This window comes from Bacteroides sp. 224 (assembly GCF_010500995.1).
In the GTDB taxonomy this organism is placed as follows: domain Bacteria; phylum Bacteroidota; class Bacteroidia; order Bacteroidales; family Bacteroidaceae; genus Bacteroides.
Genome location: NZ_QVMK01000039.1, coordinates 27,258 through 44,286, shown reverse-complemented (window position 1 = coordinate 44,286; position 17,029 = coordinate 27,258). Strand labels below are relative to the sequence as shown.

Genomic DNA, 17,029 nt, shown 5'->3' with positions numbered 1-17,029 from the left:
TGCAAGAAAATGTATCAGGGATAAATACTATCTGCATAAATAGTAGAGTTTTTATGCAAATCTCAGTAAACTTAGTTTTCGATTTAATTTGACCATGAAAAAATACACTATAATCATTGAAGCTTGGCAAATGCAATGTTGCGGAACTCCTTTTCAGGTGGGCGATGCCGTAGAATGGACTGTTATCAAATGGGGAAATGAAAAACTACTGGTCGATGTAGGCAAAATAGATTTCTACTATGAAAACCATGCAGACATCGATACTCAAATATTTAAACTGAAAGGCAATGTAACAAGTATCTTGGCCATTCACTATGCCTACCGGAAATCGAAAACATCTAACTTAATGATTCCTGCGTCAGGAATAACAGTAGAAAAAACACAGGTCGACGGATGGGATAAAAAGGTAGATGAAAAAGAACTATATGCTTACTTTGTTTGTCTGACCGATTGCGAAATAAGCTAAGGATTCTACTTGAAATAAGTATCTTTGCCCCATTAAACAATTAGAGAATGAACACATTAGGATTTTACGACAGCTACATCCAAAATAATTTTGTGAAGCTGGATTGTGGAATTGATTTGAAACAGATTGGAAAAGTCACAGAAGAAATCTATTTTCCGGTAAAATCAATAGAGCAATTACCACACGAATCTTATGCTATCAGAGAACGTTTGAAGCCAATAGTTCAATTCTTGGAAGGCATATATCTCGACACTTTCGATAGACCATTGTGGTACAGAATAAATGTTGCCGACCAAGCCGTCAATCAATATATAGGCATTGGACTATTGAATATGGAAAACGATTGGATAAAGTTTATTCTCGATTATTTATGCAATGACCCTGCCGACCAAGGTGGAGATACAATCTTAGCCATCTTTGATGCAGACTTTCGTTGGTCGGTTTGTTTTACCTTGTCTTGTGATACTGAAAGATTAATAATAGAAAAAAGAAGTGTGATATGAGTTACAATGTATCGATTTATCGTATAGAAACGAAAGCAAAAGAGTTGCAAATGGGTAGTAAGGATTTCTTTGATGATGAAAACAATATTGAGCCTTTTACGCAACAGCAAATAGAGTATTTAAGAAATCGCCTCTTAAAGTACAACTATGTATATCAACAGCAAGACCAATTGGGCGAGCATTTTTATAATTCGGCAGAAGAAACCTCGGCATTACTCACTAATAGAGGGCTGTTTTTCACAGCAGGTTGGAACGAAGATGCCATTTTTGAAATAGGAATGACTACATCCGAATTTACCGATACAGGTGAATTTGCTAAGTACAATCCTCAAAATGAGGGGTGGGAGGAATGAAGCTTGTATTTATAGTTATTGCAATCGTTCTTACGATTTTGCTGTGCCGGGTTAACATACGCACAGCTCTCCGAAGCAGTATTTGGATTCATGCCGGATCAGATCTTTTGTTACTCTTCGGAATCATAGTGTTTCTTCATGGGATACTGTTATTCTTGCTGATTGTAGCAGTCCAAAAGCTTTCATTGAGCTATATGCTAATGGTGTGGGGGATTCTTATATTCATCTACGCTATTCCTCCAGTAAAATCGCACTTAAATAGGATTGAAAGACGAAAGGAAAGGGAAAGAAAGCGGGTCGATTAGCTACCGGTCTCTACTTTGCTTTTGCCGGTTTATGAGCATATCTATATGTTCCTTCCGCGAGTTCGTAAGCTAGCTCTGCTGCCGGTTCCCAGTAGGCAGATAGTTTATGTATTTTATCCAATACTTTATCTCTCTCTGTTCCTTTGGTACAAAGCGAGTAGTTGGCCAATGTATAAGCTAAATGCATGGCTAATGTTCCTTTCTTGTAAGGCCAATTGTTCCAATAGCTTTCCATTTTCTGTATGGTTTCCAAGCAACCTTTTTCGTCTTGCTTCCAGGTTAATTTTGATAAAGCATCTAAGTAATGTGCTGCAATGAAAGAATCGTTCCAGCGATGCAATAACTCTTTAAGTAATTCTATTGTTTTCAGTGCATCATCTTCTTCCTCTTGTTCTTGAACTATCTTATTTAACCCTCTGGCATAATATTCTGCAAAATCAAGTTTGGGATGCTGTTGATATATTTCCTTGGCTTTGTCGATTGCTTTTATATAGTTATTGAGGTTGAAGTCTTTGTTATAATGCATATCAACAAGTGCATATAAACGTTGTAGCGCTGCGTTTTCTAAAGCCGGATTGTTCTTCGACAGGTCATCCAGTTTTTGCGTGTATACTTCGTCTCCTGTTTCGTTAACAATAACACCATACACATCGGCAAGCATTTCGGCTAACTTTGCTGAGTTGGGAAATCGCTCTACCAACTTTTCGAAAAGCAGGGCTTCATCATCTCCTAAAGTGTCTCCTTCTCCTGCTATAATTTTGAAAAATCCTTTTCCAAAGATTTCTGCATCTTTTGCTTTTACACAACAAAGGTTGGTTGTTTCCAGCACTTCTTTGGAGAGGGAAGAAAGTCCTTCTTGTTGGTATCTATCTTCTAAAAAGGGCTTTACTCTTAAAAACGCCTTGCTCTCTGTTAGTTTTTCCTTTCTGGCTTGCAGATAAATGTTGGCAATTTCTTCAGTATCTGTTCTCATAATTCTAAAAATGTTTTCGCGATCCTTTTGAATGTGCAGAACTCCTGATACGGAAAATATTCTGCTCTATTTTCAGAAAAGGAATTATAACGTAGGAGGAATTCTGTTTTTTGTAGTTGAAAATAAAAAAGTGCAATCAGTTGTTTCAGTTCCATTTCGAATTCAAACACAAGCTGATACGATTTAGGCTCTTCATAGCATAATTGAGGAAACTCATCGATTGAAACCAGTACATTTTCTTGTCGTACCATAAATTCAATCCGGTGTCCGCCAGGTTCGTCGTACCAAAGAAGCGTTGCACTTTGTTGCCCGTTTATCAATTCAGATAAAACTTGGATTAAATCAGAATAGGGATTACTAAACACATGGGTTACCAGAAATTCATATCGTTTATTCTTGCCTATAAGGCAAGAGCTCCAGCCATGTGGTTGTAGAGTCAGCAATAAATCAATCATCACAACTTCATCTTTGCTTGTTTATAAGCTCTTTTTATACTTCAACTGACTTACACTGCAATCCTCTTTATCCATATCCGGACGTACCCCACAATAAATAGGTTGATACAGCGAGCCTTGCGGATAAGCATACAAATAACGTACTTCAATGATTTGCCCTACTTCGGGAATGTTATAATTTACTGGAATGGTTACCGAACCAACCGAGCGGCACGCTCCGTCTTCTTCATTGATTCCCATTTGTACGCTGCGTTTGCCTTCGTTTTGAGCAATTACATAAACGGTGGCCGAGGCACAAAACTTATACTTCAGTTGTGGACCACCACTATTGGGGCGTCCGTGTGTATAAGGGGCATCAAGACGTTTGAATACAATTCCCTCTTGGTTTTCGGCTTTCAAACGCTCGTAAAGGTTGCGCTTCTCTTCGGCTGTGAAAGCTGTTTCGATCAGGGCGAAAGTGTCGGTGGGTGTTACGTGCTTATATAAGGTATCTAATCTATCTGAGTAGGGTTGTTCGCGAAGGCTCACCCCATTTAACGAAAGTATATCGAAAGTGGTATAGAGGTCGCCTTCCATTTCTCCATCCAAATCGGCTATGCCATGAATGTGTTTAGAAAAGGTTTCTACCAGATGCTCGGGCAAGGCCACGGTAAGCCCTTTCCGGTTAACGCCAGTCTGCGATTCTTTGATCATGCGTCGTTCGCCATCATGTTTGGGTTGGGCGCAATATAACGGATCGGCTATTAACTGTTCGAGCAACTCTTCGTCAATTACATTCAGGAGTTGTGGTAATAGTCCGGATACCCGGTTAGCGTTATCGGTATCTACAAACAAGGCTCCGTCATCGCCGGGTGAGTAACCTTTGGCTGTTTTTTCGGAGATAAGTTTGTTATAGATGGCTTGTGCTTTATCCAATGGCAAGGGATTAGGCGTTTTACAGCCTGTTTGCAGAGTCGATCCACGACGTCCCCACGCGGCATTGACAAGGTAACCGGAACCATCGGTAGCAGGAATCAATTCGGCTTGATAAACTTTGTCGGAACTGCCCAAACGGAAATAAAGAGTGGTACTCTGTCGTTCGGAGGTTTGCGAAGATGGTGCGGTAGCGTCCGGTTCAACCTTCTTTTCTTTCTTAGCTTTGGGCTTGGGGGCTTCTTTGGGTTGAGCAGGTTGAGTTGCTGGTATTATATCTCCCTCTCCACTTGTTTCAACATATCCTTTTTTTGTTTTTTCGGCAATTAGTTTATTTACAGCTTTTGTACAGGTGGGTTCATCGGCAAACTCTTTGGTTTGCGTTTGTCCGTTAGTACCTGTTTTGCCAAAGGTTACAGTATAGCTGGTTTCGGCGATGTCGATAGTCCAGAACTTTTCAGACTTATCATCAGAATAAATAAATGTACGTTTTGTATTCATTTTGTTGGTTTATGTGTATATTTACATAATTTGGACAAATATAACACAATACACCTCAGTTTAGAAGAAATAGTCCAAAAAAAATCATATTTAATGTGTTAAGTCTGGTTGTCTATGTATCTTTACCAACCCTAATTAAAATAAAGGATAATTCATGAAAACAATAACAATGAAATACAATAAAGCCTATGAAGGTGGAGATTTTGAATCATACATTACATATTTAGAAACAATCAAACACCACCTTTCTGATGAATTATTTGAATTTGTTTCAGATCCCCAAAGGCACGGTTTCGGTGTCGAAAGTTTGCACGATAGTTGGGTTAAGAAAATTGAGTTTACTCAAGACTTTGATACAGAGAATACGAACCTTCTTATTGTTTTACTTGGAGAAAACTGTGAATTTCATCTTTATTTTGAAGAAGTACAAGAATATACAATTCGACAAATAAACTCGGATATGTATCGCGACTTAATAACCTATGAAATAGGATTTGAGCAGAATTCTTTTGAAGAAGATATGTTGGTTTTTCGGGCAATCTTTGCAATAGAAGAGGGTTGCTTGGAGGTATTTGCAAAAACAATTAGGATAGAGGAGAAAAAGTAAAGATGGAAGAATTTATAGGGAAGACAATAAAAAACGTATTTTGTAAGAGTTTTGACATTCAGACTAATGGATATTCAAACATCACCTTTCAATTAGATGATGTGTATGTAGCATTGACTGTTAATGATGATACTGATGAATTTGAAATTGCAATATTACCTGCAATTAATTCTGCTTTATTTAAAATCCCATACTGGAGCACATCTTTAGTGGGCAAAAAAATAGTTGGAGTTTGGAAACCTCACAACCAGAATGGGTATTTCGATTTTTTAGCATTAGGGATCGATGAGTTTATTCCAACAATAAGTATGTCGACTATTGCATCTGAAATAAAGTTGGGGGTTGTTGGGTATGTGGATGCGAATAAATGATCTTGACATCAACAGACATGTCAATAGAAAAAGGTACATTCGGTGAAACACCTAAAGACAGATCGCATACGGCTAAGTCAGTCAACACATACGGCTAAGTCGACCAACTCATGCGGCTAAATCGGCTGTTGCATACGGTTAAATCGATCGTTTCGACCGTATAAGTTGGCCGGATTTTACATGTAAAATCTGACCAGTTGCAATACTTAAAGCTCATAATAATGCTTGTTTTAGGCGAATAAACAAAGATTGGAAAATAATTTATTCACACATCGAATTTGCAAGTTTGGGGCAAGCGAAGTGCCCGAGAAAGGGTTGTAGAGGGGGTTACAGAACATCGATTTGCCTTTGCCGCAAAGACAAGCTTACGTTTGCTGCAAAGATGATGTTGCGTTTGCCGCAAAGGCAAGTCGACGTTTGCGGCAAAGGCAAAACGGGCTGAATAATAATTTACTTTTCGGGATGTTTGAACTATGGATATTATATATCTCCTAAATGATTTCTTTAATTAAGTTATAATATTTCAAGTCATAACCCTGAAAAATCTCGTCTCCTTCAAGCATATAAGCACTCTTTAAAGCATCTTTTGCTTTCTCCATATCTCCTAATTCATAATATGCTTGTCCCAATCCCAACCAAATATATCCATTAGAAAGTCCATCCGGACAATTCAGTGCCGACTGATAATGAAATACTGCATTTTCGTATTGTTCCATATTAATAAATAGGTCGCCCATGGCTGTGTAAATATGCAAACTTATTTCCCAATCCGTTTTTGGATCAGGAACTTTTTCCAAACCTGAAAGATAGTACTTTAAGGCAGTAGAGTTTCGAGAGTTTTCCGCAGCATCGTCGCCTTTTTCAAGGTCGGACATTATCGCTGAATATAATTCGTCATTAAGCTCTAACATTATTGCATGTATTTTTCAGGGTTTCTGTAGAAATCTAAATACTTGGGATCTTCGTCTTCAAAATACCGGAATCCGGCTTCTTGAACCACTTCTTTGAATCTCATCAATGCTTCTTCGTAATTCCCTGTATCAAAGTGATATTTGCCAATATAATGAGCCAGTTCTTCATCTGATTGATGAAGATTATTATTGACATTTATCATTTCATTGAGCCATTTTTTAGCTCTGTCATAATCTTTGATACTGAAACAAACATTAACTATATACATTGCTGAGTTATATGCCTCATTCCAGTTATTTTTTGGTTCAGGATATAAACTCCAAGCTTCTTCTGATAGTTTGAAATACTCATCTATTTTATTTTCTTGAAATCTTTCGTAAGCAAGATTTTCTAATCTGAATATCTCTTCTTGTATTTTATCATCTAATACTGCCATAAATCATATTTTTTTATTTGTTATTTTATTAGTTTATCGTCTTGACTTATTGAGTCGTCATAGTAGTCTTGAAGTCCTTTTTGAATTTTGCTAACACACTTTGATTTAGGATAATTTTTAAAATCAAGTTTACCTATATATGATAACACGATACTATTTTCTATTTTTGAAGCACTAATAGTCGAAGATGGTTTTTGATAAATATTTTTCAAATATGGATCCAGGAAATTAAAATAACGATCAACTTTTTCAAAATCCCCACCGTCTATTGCTTCTTGAGTGTATGATCTAAATACACCAATTTGAAGAGAAAATATATCTAAAATATCTTCGTCTAAAATGTCATTAGACATATCCGGAAATTCTTCACATAACTTTTCTATAAATAGCTTTGTGTCTGTCATAATTATTTGTTTTATTATAAAGTAATCTCTCACTCATACCTCGATTTCTTCCCACTCAACGCCAATTCAGCACACTCTTTCAGACCGCGATTAGTTGATTCGGCAAAACGCTTCAAGTAAGCTTGGCTGCCGGGGTCTTTCCATTTGCTCATTGCCGTGAGCAAGGATTCGCGAGGATCTCCAAGTCCGGGAATAGCTATTTCCTTTTCATCTTTGCTATTCAATAATGAGATTATTGTTTTTATATCCTCTTCCAAAGGCTTCATCTCGTCGAAAGCTAAAATATCTGTTGCACCGTTTAAGACGGAAAGCTTGCCGTTTTTTAGTAAATCAATTACAGGTTTCGCATCGGTTAAGTCGCTACGCTTTAGTCGTACATACGATCTGGCTGCAGCAATGGTTATCATATCGTGCGGCTCGTTTCGGTCGATAATCAGTTCGAGGTCGGGCAGTGCTTTCGTGTAACCAATTCTGCCTAAGGCTAAAATCATTTCGGTTTGGGTTTCCCACGTGCGTTTATCTCCTCTTTCTTTTATGTAGGCTTCATAAAGGGAATCACCTAATGCAGTGAGCTGATTCTTTCCTACTTTCTTGGCAGCGCTTTTCCGTTTTGTACTCTGTGAGTTTTGCAAGTCGGTGGCTATTTGAGAGATTTCTTCCGGGGTTAATTGTTTTTTTGCCATATATTCTTAATCTTTTTTATCATTTTTGGTCCGCCATGTCCTCTATCAACTTCAGATTTTTCTCTGTAGATAAATGCAAGCAATTATAAGCATCTATGCTCAGTAGGCTTATTCCACCTTTGTTGTTGCGGATATCCTTTTTCTCTTTCACTATCTTTCGGGTTATCTCCTCCAATGACTCTAAGAGATTTTCGTTTGAAAGGGCTTGCTCTCTGAAGGCTTTCAGTATGGCGTATAATACATGTAAATAGGTTCGGTATTCCTTGTACTTACCTGAATCTTGAAGGATTGATAACAAGTTTCTGTTCTCGGCTACAAACTTCTTTTCGGCTGTTTGTATTGCATCAAAAAAGGTTTCAAGTTCTTCATTTGTTTCAATCTTCCACCATAAATTTCCCATCCTTTGGTAGACCTCCGATGGTAAGAAACCGGGAACATACAAAGCCCATGTGTACGACATTGCAATGTAGAAAGAGTATGTAAACGTATGGGTATATAAACGCGATTGTTCTATTGCAAGAGAGAGTATCAACCCGTTATCTTGCTCTTTGCAGAAGATTATGTCGCTTTTGCTCCTTGTAGTTTCAAGATATGTATAACCCAATGTAGCTAACTTCTGCTTTAATTGGGCTTTTGTTGTTTTCTTCATTTTCTTTTCACGATTTTCTCTACTGTCATTTTCGTAGGCTCGATGTCTCCGCCATCGGGGTGAAAAATCCAGAGTGAATTATTATCCCGATAGTCTATGAACAAAACGGCTTCATTCTCGCACCCGATTGTCAGGCAATTGGATAGTTGTGCAAGAGAGAAGGTTTCTGTATTTTCTTCTCCGAACACCTCCTCCAGCGATTTGGCGTAGGCTTTCAGAGAGGTAATCCTTAAACAAGAATTGCCGTCAATACTTACTGTTTCGCACAGTTCATTGAGGTTGTAGAGGTGGAATTTGCTTTGTCCGCGAACTATTGAAACGTTGGGTTTGAACGTCTTGCTTGTTAAATAATCCAAGTACGATGGTGGTATCTTGATGTTTTGTTTTTCGAGGGTTGCAAGCAACTCTGTGGTGGGTTTTAGCTCTTTTGCAGCTTTCTTGTTCGGGTCTGAAAATGCAGCTTCAGCCTTCCACTCCACAGGATTGAATCTGAATTGTGTGGAGCACTTCGGACAGTGAATAAACATGAACGTCATTCCTTTTGTTATTGCCGATTGCAAGAATTTATAGTCATACTCGCTCATGTCTTGCGCTTCGAATTCTTCTCCGCAAAACCAGGTGTAGGGGCAGATTAGTTTTTTCATGGTCTTCTTCAATAAATTACTTTTCACTATCTTTCCGCTAACAACTCTATATAATTGCCTTCAGGATCGAGAACCGCACTTTCGTAATATCCATCGCCGGATGTGCGTGGTTCGCTTGCGATGGTGTAACCATCTTTTCGGAATCGTTCGGTTAAGTCATTGACTGCATCTTTTCCACCAATCGAAATACAGATGTGCGCCAAGCCTTTGAGCATATAACGCAGATGGTCGTTCTCTTCAATATCCGGGCGATTCATCAACTCTATGCGAGCCCCCCCTTCATTGAAAGTCAGGAAGTAAGAAGTGTAATTCTTTGTTGGGTTAACATATTTATTGTTGCAACAAACATCGAAGTATTTAAGGTAAAATTCCTTCATGAGTTCAATGTCGTCTACCCAAACAGCTATGTGCTCTACTTTCATATTAAGATCTTTACTTTATTATACACGATTGTTACTCATACCTCTTTCCCGTTGCCTCCACAATCTCTATTTCGATAACGCCTGTCGCTTTCAACATATTGTCGGGAAACGGCATCCCTGCCAGATGGGGAGTATACTTATTTACAACAGCTTTCAAGGCATTAACTTTCTTCTCACCTTCTACCAATCTGGCATTTCCTACTATGATTACGCTTTTGTAGGCGGTATTCACATCGCAAGGTTTCTCGTCCAATATCAACCCTAACATCTCTTCTGTTTCAAAACAAACCTTTGGATTATCGTTTATGTTACCAATCTTTTGGCCCTTTGATAAACCATGAATGTAGATGCAATTGTTTTCATAAACGAAATGAACCGGTGTTACATACGGGTATCCGTCGGAATTCTGAGTAGCCAGCCTCCCTACTTTTTGCTCTTTCAAAATCTCTTCTATCTCAGGAAAAGATATTTGATGTTTTTTCATTCTTCCTTGCATATTCTGTGTAATATGTTTTATTTGTACTCTGGGAATTGGCAACAAAATTAGTAAATATCAGGTGAGAATTCGCATTAACTTGTGGCTTTCTTACTTCTCAATCTCTCTCGCAAGCGATAGAACAAATAATATACAAGCGGAATAATTACCAATGACAGGAACATTGAACATATAAATGTGATTCGTCACTCAATAAAAGAAGTACTAAAAAAATTCCCAAAGAGAGTACAATTGGAATATTTGGAAAACAATCCATTATAAGTTGTTTTGAATAAGTATCTTTGGCAAAAATAACTGGTAGAATGAAAGAATTGTTTGCAAAATGCATCTCGCATGATAGCGGTATAAAAGGACGAATAGGCGGTAATCCTCCACAATCAATTGGAGAACAGATACCCGATGAATATATGTTTTATGCAACATTAGTTCATCCCGAAAAAGAGAATATTATGCTTACCATTTTGATTCACAATAATTTTGAAACCCTCATAGAAAACAATATTTATCCTTCAATAGCTGTGAAAGTTATAGAACATAAATATTCCGAAATGGGAAGCAATATACATAAAGCTATTACAAACTTGCCTGTAAATTCAATTAGCGATTATAAAGAGATACAGGATAATGATTTTCAGTTTATAAAAGTAGGGGGCGAACCACGTTTCATTCAATATAAAGATTATTATTATGAGGAACTGGAAAGAAATGGTTATTCCTTTTTTTTACAAATAGATGAAGAGGGGTATAGGCAAGATATGGAATATGTATTTATGTATGGTGCTTTGTATCTGTATAAACATAATGTAACAGGAAAAATAATCGCTGGTTTCTGGCAATATTCTTAAAATCACTCCGCCACCAACTCCCGATGAATCTCCCTCAGCTTCTTCATATTCACGGTAGGAGTATCTATCTGCGCGATTACCGCATCAACTACCTGCCCCAACGCTTTGTTGATGGTTGGCGAAATGTTTATCATTGCTATAAGCTGATCGGTAAAACGTTTCGGGGAGCTCCAATTTCCGTTTATCAGTCTGCCGATAATCGTTCCGGCTTTGGTGGCATCGAATAAGCCGGCGTTGATATAGGCCAACCATATTTCGGAAGTCAGCAAACGAATCTCTTTGTGGGCAATCAGCATGAAAGACGACAATGTGAGATAGCTGAACTCTCCTAAAGGCTGCTTCAACTCCAACAAGGCGGTGAGTACTTCGATGGGGTGTTTGGGCTCGTAGTTGTAAGAGGCTTCATCGTAAAATATGTGGCGCAACACATAGTCTGAGCAATTGGGAAAAGAATGCATCAGGTGGCACAAATCCCCCGTCATAAAGTATCGTTTCTTCTTGCTGAAGAGATATTCAATCAGCAGTTTCCGATTGCTATTGGATAAACCATGCCCGGGAATGTAGAGATTTAGCATATTTCTGTTTCCGATTACCCAATCGAAAGAGCCCGAAAAATAGGCAGGAGGAATAAGAGAACTGCTTTCGTCGAGAAATTCGCGATACAACGATTTGTCTTTCAGAGATAGAGCCGCCGTGAGCCACCAATGAAGGTTGTGCGCCTTTTCTTTGTATTTCAACTCGCCACTAAACAAGAAGAGCAGCAGGTATTTATATTCACTTTCCGGCAGTTCGGAGGCTCGCAAGAGAGCTTCGGATGTATCACCCATTGCACAACGCTGAATGGCCAGTTGCAAATCCACATTGTCCGGTTCGACTCCGTTTTGAAGATGATCCCGAACCCTGTCTACCAACGCAACCGGATGTATCCAACAGGGGTAATGAGTGGGGGTAGACAATAATGTGACAGCTCTTCCTGCTTTTATCCGGTTCATTGCCAACGTTAGGATTTGCCGGAAAGGCTCAAGCAGATATAAACCGGCCGACTGCCATGTTTCCAACCGGGAAGTGATGTGTTTGAATTTATCGCGTAATTTCTGTAAACCACTTGTCCGGTCGGGATACAACTCAATCAAGTAATCGACATAGCTCATAAAGAAAACAATCAGCAGATATTCAAAGAAGCTACTTCCGCCTCTGTTCAGTGTTTTATATGCTTTTTGGTAAGCGGGCTCCAATTGATTGCAGGTATTCCCGTCCAGTTGAGCAGTAAGCCGGATGAAGGCATCGGCCAGCGCATAATATTGCCAGGGGCGAAGGTTGGCAAAAACATCTCCGATAAAAAAAGGAAGCTCCTCGGGAGTGGCAACCACAGGTATACGGTTTTCCTTGGATAAAAGCTCCGGTTCTGTCGCGGCTTCTTCGTGGGGGATGGTGTCGGCAGGCAACTGATTGGTAGTTATATAGTCTTTTAGAAGAGTTTTTGCCGAAACAAACATAAAGGAAATGTATGGTTCTAACAAGGCGCCATTCTGCGCCGGCTCTTCCTTGCAGGCATATTCCAAAAACAGTTTGGCAGCTTTGGTCTGAATCGTTTCGTCTTTACACATAAATGCGTTGACCACTGTTTGCACGATGCTTTTGCGATTTTCTGAATACTTTTTCCCCAACTTTTCGAGTATGCTCAAGGTGGAGGTGATGATTGATTTTACTTCCGACGAAAGCAACGCAGAGGTTGTGAAGATAAACGCTTCGCGATCAAATTCTTTTTCCGGACTCAGCTTTTTAAGCAGCGTAAGTACAGTATTCACCGCCTTAGAATGTGGCGAGGTAAGAGCCGTCAGCAGCTCCTGCTGAATGGTAATGAGCTCTTCGGTAGTTGGCTTTAGCGCCAGAAACAGGTTGATGCCCCATCCGGTTTGTATTTTGTCGAGGTTGCGAACCGACATTAGCAGGCTTTCTTGCAGCAAACGAATACGATCTATTCTACCCGAATTGGCAGCATTGCAAAGTGTATTGATCCAGAAGTTCCGATCTCTATCGGCCCAATGAATGGGAGAAGGATATTGAAAAATATACCACACATGTTCGTCCAACACAAAAGAGTATTTGTCTGCCTGCGAATAGTCTGGTAAAGTCTGCACGATGATTTCGGGCGATGGGTCGATTAATTTCCGGTCTGTCCATTCCGCTATGTAAGAATAAGGCATATAGCAATTTTCATTCTGCAAACAAGTGTTTACATAGTCCGAAAACCAATCGGGGCGATACCACTCAAGCATCTGCTGAATGATTTCGCTTGATGGAAGTTTCCAATACATATTGGGAGCAAGGTCGCTCTTTTTGAGGAAAAAGAAAAGACACTTTCTGTATATTTCGTATCTGTCGGCGTTCTGATTCGAGTTGTCGGAATAGAATTCTTTGCGAAAGTAAGCCGCTTCCATTTTCTTTATTACCGGGTAGAGGGTTTGTTTTTCTTCGGGAGTCAGCTTTTGAAGAAAAGGAACAATACTCGCTTTATCAGCCTTGTCGATAATAATTTTAAGTTGTTTTTCCATAAAGTAACGTCGCGCAATATCAGTTTTTAAATCATTTGGGGTCAAAATTATGTTTTTAGTTTTGAAAAAAGAAATATCTTTGTTGCAAATACTTAAATATTAAATGGCGACAATTAAAATAAAACCAACACTGCACTTGCTGTCACTCATACTGCTTCTTTTTTTAACTTCGTGTTTCTCTACCGAAGTGTACGATTTCTATCCCACAAAATTAGGAGAACCATACTTGATAGGAGCAGACACCTGCAAGGCAATATATGCGCTGGGTACAGACTATGCTAAATTGCATACAAAAGACGGTTTTCACGTTTTCGCATGGAAAGGTACTAACATATTTGAGCCCGAACAAAAAATCTGGATTGTAGCCAAAGACAACATCATAGTAGATTATGGATTTGATAACAACCCACGTTATGGAAAACAAACAAAAGAAATAACATATCCCGAACTTATTATTTCTTCCATAGGCGATGACTATATGATTTGCAATGGCAAAAAGTTCTACCTAACCGATTGTAGCATCGAAGACCTTGTAAAGGTTATCGGCAAATATTCCAGAGTTGAAAAAGAAAGGATTTACATCTGGGATGATATAGGTTTTACTGCAAAAAGAGCTCTTCGTGATTCTTCTAAAATAGTAAAGATAGAGATCTTTTTTACTTCGAGTTTTCGTTTTCACGAAATTATTGATGATGAAGATTGGCTTATCAAGTCAACAAGGCTGATTGCTAAGGCTTTAGGAGATAAAAAGATGAAGACAGGAAAAGAATTTCCTGAAATTGTACCTATGCGCCATCATTATATTGAAAATTTACAAACGACCCCCAAATGCTACTATAAAAATAAAATCAAGTTTGATCATATAGAATTAGGAATAGGTTGCAACTTTTCTAAAGACTCTGGCCCTTGGTTTTATACTGATCCCGGGCATGGTGATCCGGGAATTGTCGGCAGGCTTTTAGGAGATGGTCCTTCGCCACCAAGAAAAGGATCATTTAAAATGGGGATTGGCCCAATTATCTATTTCTTAAAAATGCTAGATGATGAAGAAAATCCCTATAAAGAAGTACAACAAATTAAAATGTGGAATGAGGAGTTGAATTTCTGATTTGGTTGGCTCGGTAACCATCCCGGTTAATATGATATTCCCGAAGTAGGACAAATCATAGAAGTACGTTATCTGTATGCCTATCCACAAGGCTCCTTGTATCAGCCTATTTATTGTGGGGTGAGACCGGATATGGATAAAGAGGATTGTGGGGTGGGTCAGTTGAAGTATAAGAAGTAATTATTTGTAAAGCTAAATTCGCAAAAAATGAAACACTATAAATACACCGATTACGCATCAGAAAAGAGATGCGAAGTAAGCCTGTCGGACAATAAGTTATCGACAAACACCATCAATAGCAAAGGAAAATCTACCCTTCGCGAAAAGGAATTCGACAACCCTGAAGAAGCCGCCAAACAGTTCGAAAAGAAAGGATGGGAGTTGCTGAAGAAAGGCTTTGTCTTACTGAATGAGGAAGTAACAGCCGGCACACCTTACTTGCACTATTTTACCAGCACCGGGTATTCCGGTTGCCTGTCCTTTGCCAAAACGCCCGAAGGCATATACGTTTACAAACACGGGTGGTATAATACAGCCGAGGATCAGGCAGACTTTATGGTACGCATCAATGAGCGAGGAGAACTTCTGGAAACCATCCGGCTGCCCAAAGTGCTACCTTGGGAAACCGCCTACAATGCTGCAAACAATGCACTGTGGATGAATCTCGACCACCATATTTACACCTACAATCTGCATGAGAAAGCATTCATTCCTAAAACAACAGAACAAAAGAAACCTGCAAGTTTCCTCTCGCTCAGTGAGAAGTACATCGCTTATGGCAGTCACCCCATTCTGCGGGTTGAAGATCATCAAGGGAATATACTGTGGGAAAACCGGTTTGATGTTCATACTATAAAAGGAAGTATCCCATTTTATGCCGCCCTCTCTCAGCAGGGAGATATACTTGCATTTCATAATAAACCGGGCGAAATCGAACTCCTTGATCCGCTGACAGGTGATTGCCGACAAATAATAACCAATGATATTCGCGATATCAAGCAAATGCAATTTGTGGAAGATGATCGGGTATTGATGGTTTGCGAGCGTTATGGTAGTTGGTCTACCCACTTCTTTGATGTTGCTACCGGAGCAAAGCTTGATTATCCGGAGCTGGCGATCCCCGAATATAGCACACAGGTAGATTGTTTTTGTTTCAATGCTGATCAGTCTATATTGGTTCAGACACAACGACACCGGGCTTACGTCTACAATTTCAAGGAAAGAAAGTTTCTATACAGCTTTGCATTGGAGCATTGTGTAAAAACGGCTCATGTTCAATTTGTTGGCGATATGTTGGGGGTACGCACAGATTATGGTTGTTTTAGCCTGTATCATCTGTAAATCATTGGCTTTGAACTTGATAAAATTATACCTGGAAACTGATTGAATTTTATTTATGAAACACATGAAACTACCCCAACTAACAGAGCGCGGCGAGAATTATCTTCGTAAGCAAAAGCGATACGGTAAGTGGTTCGATTCCGAAGAAACCACGATTGAATATTTTCTGAATCAGCAGATAGACATCCCCGACGTTTTTCTCGATCTGCAATTGCAATATTCCGGTTATGAGTTTAGCTGTCATCGTAAACACAATTTTTCTTTCTTCCTAATCTCAAAAGGACAGATTGCCGGCAACAAGCCATTGCAACTAACACGAGCAAACAACGAGCGTCTGCTCGAAATTAATGAAGGATATGCCACAGCTCAGTTTACGTTTTATGTAAATAGTCAAGGGGAAATCTGCACCTATGGTTGCGAAACCAATAGCACAATTGTACCACTGTATTCCTCCATCGATGTATTGATAGAGGAATGTGCTTATAAAGACCTGCTCTACAGGAGAGAAATTGCAGACTTTTCACATCATCATGTTGCCGACAAAACTAAATTATGCAAATATCTTTCTGCTCAATATAAAAAGGTAATGCCGTGTTCGGATAAATATGCTACCTGGTTCGAGAACAATCAGATCAGCATTCAAATAGCTCCTTGGTATGGTGGAGAAGGATATTACTTATGTACTTATTGTACCGATCGGAATATTATTGACACGCTTATCAATCAATTATACGGATTAGAGTTATTAGTCAATAATTTTTAGCTATGTATGTATTGTCAATCGCATACGGCTAAGTCAGTCAACACATACGGTTAAGTCGACCAACTCATGCGGCTAAATCGGCTGTTGCATACGGTTGAATCGATCGTTTCGACCGTATAAGTTGGCCGGATTTTACATGTAAAATCTGACCATATTGTGCATTGTACAAAAAAAAACCACAAACACCTTATATATATAAGACGTTTGCGGGGGAGTAAACTCCGGTGGCGATATGAACCTATCCGTTTACAAGGGGGTGACGTAACAAGTTATTGCCGTAAAACAAAACAAGAGTAACTTATTCACACATTGAATTAGCACATTC

At 39.0% G+C, this 17,029-nt stretch carries 21 protein-coding genes; 9 read left to right on the top strand and 12 right to left on the bottom strand.

Features of this window, described 5'->3' with window-relative positions; translation table 11 throughout:
- The first annotated feature begins 94 nt into the window (after positions 1–94).
- The 3 genes from D0T60_RS15495 to D0T60_RS15485 are packed head-to-tail and all read left to right on the top strand — an operon-like array spanning position 95 to position 1,322.
- Positions 95–466, top strand: coding sequence for a DUF6578 domain-containing protein (locus tag D0T60_RS15495; protein WP_163219041.1), 372 nt, complete (start codon positions 95–97; stop codon positions 464–466).
- 47 nt (positions 467–513) lie between these two features.
- Positions 514–969 (top strand): hypothetical protein, encoded by a 456-nt coding sequence (locus tag D0T60_RS15490; RefSeq protein ID WP_163219040.1) that lies wholly within the window; start codon positions 514–516, stop codon positions 967–969.
- The gene (locus tag D0T60_RS15485; RefSeq protein ID WP_163219039.1) at positions 966–1,322 is read left to right on the top strand and encodes a hypothetical protein; all 357 of its coding nucleotides are present in this window, start codon (positions 966–968) and stop codon (positions 1,320–1,322) included. The genes D0T60_RS15490 and D0T60_RS15485 overlap by 4 nt, the downstream gene beginning before the upstream one ends.
- A gap of 315 nt (positions 1,323–1,637) precedes the next feature.
- Here the strand turns inward: D0T60_RS15485 and D0T60_RS15480 are convergent, their stop codons facing one another.
- The 3 genes from D0T60_RS15480 to D0T60_RS15470 are packed head-to-tail and all read right to left on the bottom strand — an operon-like array spanning position 1,638 to position 4,468.
- Positions 1,638–2,600, bottom strand: coding sequence for a hypothetical protein (locus D0T60_RS15480; RefSeq protein ID WP_163219038.1), 963 nt, complete (start codon positions 2,598–2,600; stop codon positions 1,638–1,640).
- A complete protein-coding gene (locus D0T60_RS15475; protein WP_163219037.1) occupies positions 2,597–3,055 on the bottom strand; it encodes a hypothetical protein in 459 nt (152 codons plus the stop codon). Before D0T60_RS15475 ends, D0T60_RS15480 begins: the two co-directional genes overlap by 4 nt.
- Positions 3,056–3,076: 21 nt before the next feature.
- Positions 3,077–4,468, bottom strand: coding sequence for a WGR domain-containing protein (locus D0T60_RS15470; RefSeq protein WP_163219036.1), 1,392 nt, complete (start codon positions 4,466–4,468; stop codon positions 3,077–3,079).
- A gap of 154 nt (positions 4,469–4,622) precedes the next feature.
- On the opposite strand from D0T60_RS15470, the gene D0T60_RS15465 reads away from it, so the two are divergent.
- Positions 4,623–5,075: a hypothetical protein gene (locus tag D0T60_RS15465; protein ID WP_163219035.1), complete on the top strand. Its 453-nt coding sequence runs from the start codon at positions 4,623–4,625 to the stop codon at positions 5,073–5,075.
- Positions 5,076–5,077: 2 nt separating this feature from the next.
- Entirely contained in the window at positions 5,078–5,446 is a 369-nt protein-coding gene (locus D0T60_RS15460) for a DUF6334 family protein (RefSeq protein ID WP_163219034.1), read from the top strand.
- A 491-nt stretch (positions 5,447–5,937) separates the two neighbouring features.
- Here the strand turns inward: D0T60_RS15460 and D0T60_RS15455 are convergent, their stop codons facing one another.
- Genes D0T60_RS15455 through D0T60_RS15420 form a run of 8 tightly spaced genes read right to left on the bottom strand, consistent with a single transcriptional unit; the run spans position 5,938 to position 10,080 of the window.
- Positions 5,938–6,357 carry a lipopolysaccharide assembly protein LapB gene (locus tag D0T60_RS15455; protein WP_163219033.1) on the bottom strand — a complete coding sequence of 140 codons (420 nt, stop codon included), beginning with the start codon at positions 6,355–6,357 and terminating at the stop codon, positions 5,938–5,940.
- Positions 6,357–6,794, bottom strand: coding sequence for a hypothetical protein (locus D0T60_RS15450; RefSeq protein WP_163219032.1), 438 nt, complete (start codon positions 6,792–6,794; stop codon positions 6,357–6,359). Before D0T60_RS15450 ends, D0T60_RS15455 begins: the two co-directional genes overlap by 1 nt.
- Positions 6,795–6,814: 20 nt before the next feature.
- Entirely contained in the window at positions 6,815–7,198 is a 384-nt protein-coding gene (locus D0T60_RS15445) for a hypothetical protein (protein ID WP_163219031.1), read from the bottom strand.
- Between the two features lie 29 nt (positions 7,199–7,227).
- Entirely contained in the window at positions 7,228–7,881 is a 654-nt protein-coding gene (locus D0T60_RS15440) for a hypothetical protein (RefSeq protein WP_163219030.1), read from the bottom strand.
- Between the two features lie 19 nt (positions 7,882–7,900).
- Entirely contained in the window at positions 7,901–8,530 is a 630-nt protein-coding gene (locus D0T60_RS15435; protein WP_163219029.1) for a hypothetical protein, read from the bottom strand.
- Positions 8,527–9,174 (bottom strand): hypothetical protein, encoded by a 648-nt coding sequence (locus D0T60_RS15430; RefSeq protein WP_163219028.1) that lies wholly within the window; start codon positions 9,172–9,174, stop codon positions 8,527–8,529. The genes D0T60_RS15435 and D0T60_RS15430 overlap by 4 nt, the downstream gene beginning before the upstream one ends.
- A 26-nt stretch (positions 9,175–9,200) precedes the next feature.
- Positions 9,201–9,596 carry a VOC family protein gene (locus D0T60_RS15425; protein WP_163219027.1) on the bottom strand — a complete coding sequence of 132 codons (396 nt, stop codon included), beginning with the start codon at positions 9,594–9,596 and terminating at the stop codon, positions 9,201–9,203.
- Positions 9,597–9,627: 31 nt separating this feature from the next.
- Entirely contained in the window at positions 9,628–10,080 is a 453-nt protein-coding gene (locus D0T60_RS15420) for a pyridoxamine 5'-phosphate oxidase family protein (protein WP_239059581.1), read from the bottom strand.
- A 314-nt stretch (positions 10,081–10,394) separates the two neighbouring features.
- On the opposite strand from D0T60_RS15420, the gene D0T60_RS15415 reads away from it, so the two are divergent.
- A complete protein-coding gene (locus D0T60_RS15415) occupies positions 10,395–10,937 on the top strand; it encodes a hypothetical protein (RefSeq protein WP_163219025.1) in 543 nt (180 codons plus the stop codon).
- 2 nt (positions 10,938–10,939) lie between these two features.
- On the opposite strand, the gene D0T60_RS15410 is transcribed toward D0T60_RS15415, so the two are convergent.
- Positions 10,940–13,492, bottom strand: coding sequence for a DUF6493 family protein (locus D0T60_RS15410; RefSeq protein ID WP_163219024.1), 2,553 nt, complete (start codon positions 13,490–13,492; stop codon positions 10,940–10,942).
- A gap of 103 nt (positions 13,493–13,595) precedes the next feature.
- Between D0T60_RS15410 and D0T60_RS15405 the strand changes: the two genes are divergently transcribed.
- The 3 genes from D0T60_RS15405 to D0T60_RS15395 all read left to right on the top strand — a co-directional run bounded on the left by D0T60_RS15405 (position 13,596) and on the right by D0T60_RS15395 (position 16,704).
- Entirely contained in the window at positions 13,596–14,600 is a 1,005-nt protein-coding gene (locus tag D0T60_RS15405; protein ID WP_163219023.1) for a hypothetical protein, read from the top strand.
- A 207-nt stretch (positions 14,601–14,807) separates the two neighbouring features.
- Positions 14,808–15,941 (top strand): WGR domain-containing protein, encoded by a 1,134-nt coding sequence (locus tag D0T60_RS15400; RefSeq protein ID WP_163219022.1) that lies wholly within the window; start codon positions 14,808–14,810, stop codon positions 15,939–15,941.
- Between the two features lie 55 nt (positions 15,942–15,996).
- Complete coding sequence (locus tag D0T60_RS15395) at positions 15,997–16,704, top strand: hypothetical protein (RefSeq protein ID WP_163219021.1); 708 nt, start codon at positions 15,997–15,999, stop codon at positions 16,702–16,704.
- Positions 16,705–17,029 lie beyond the last annotated feature (325 nt).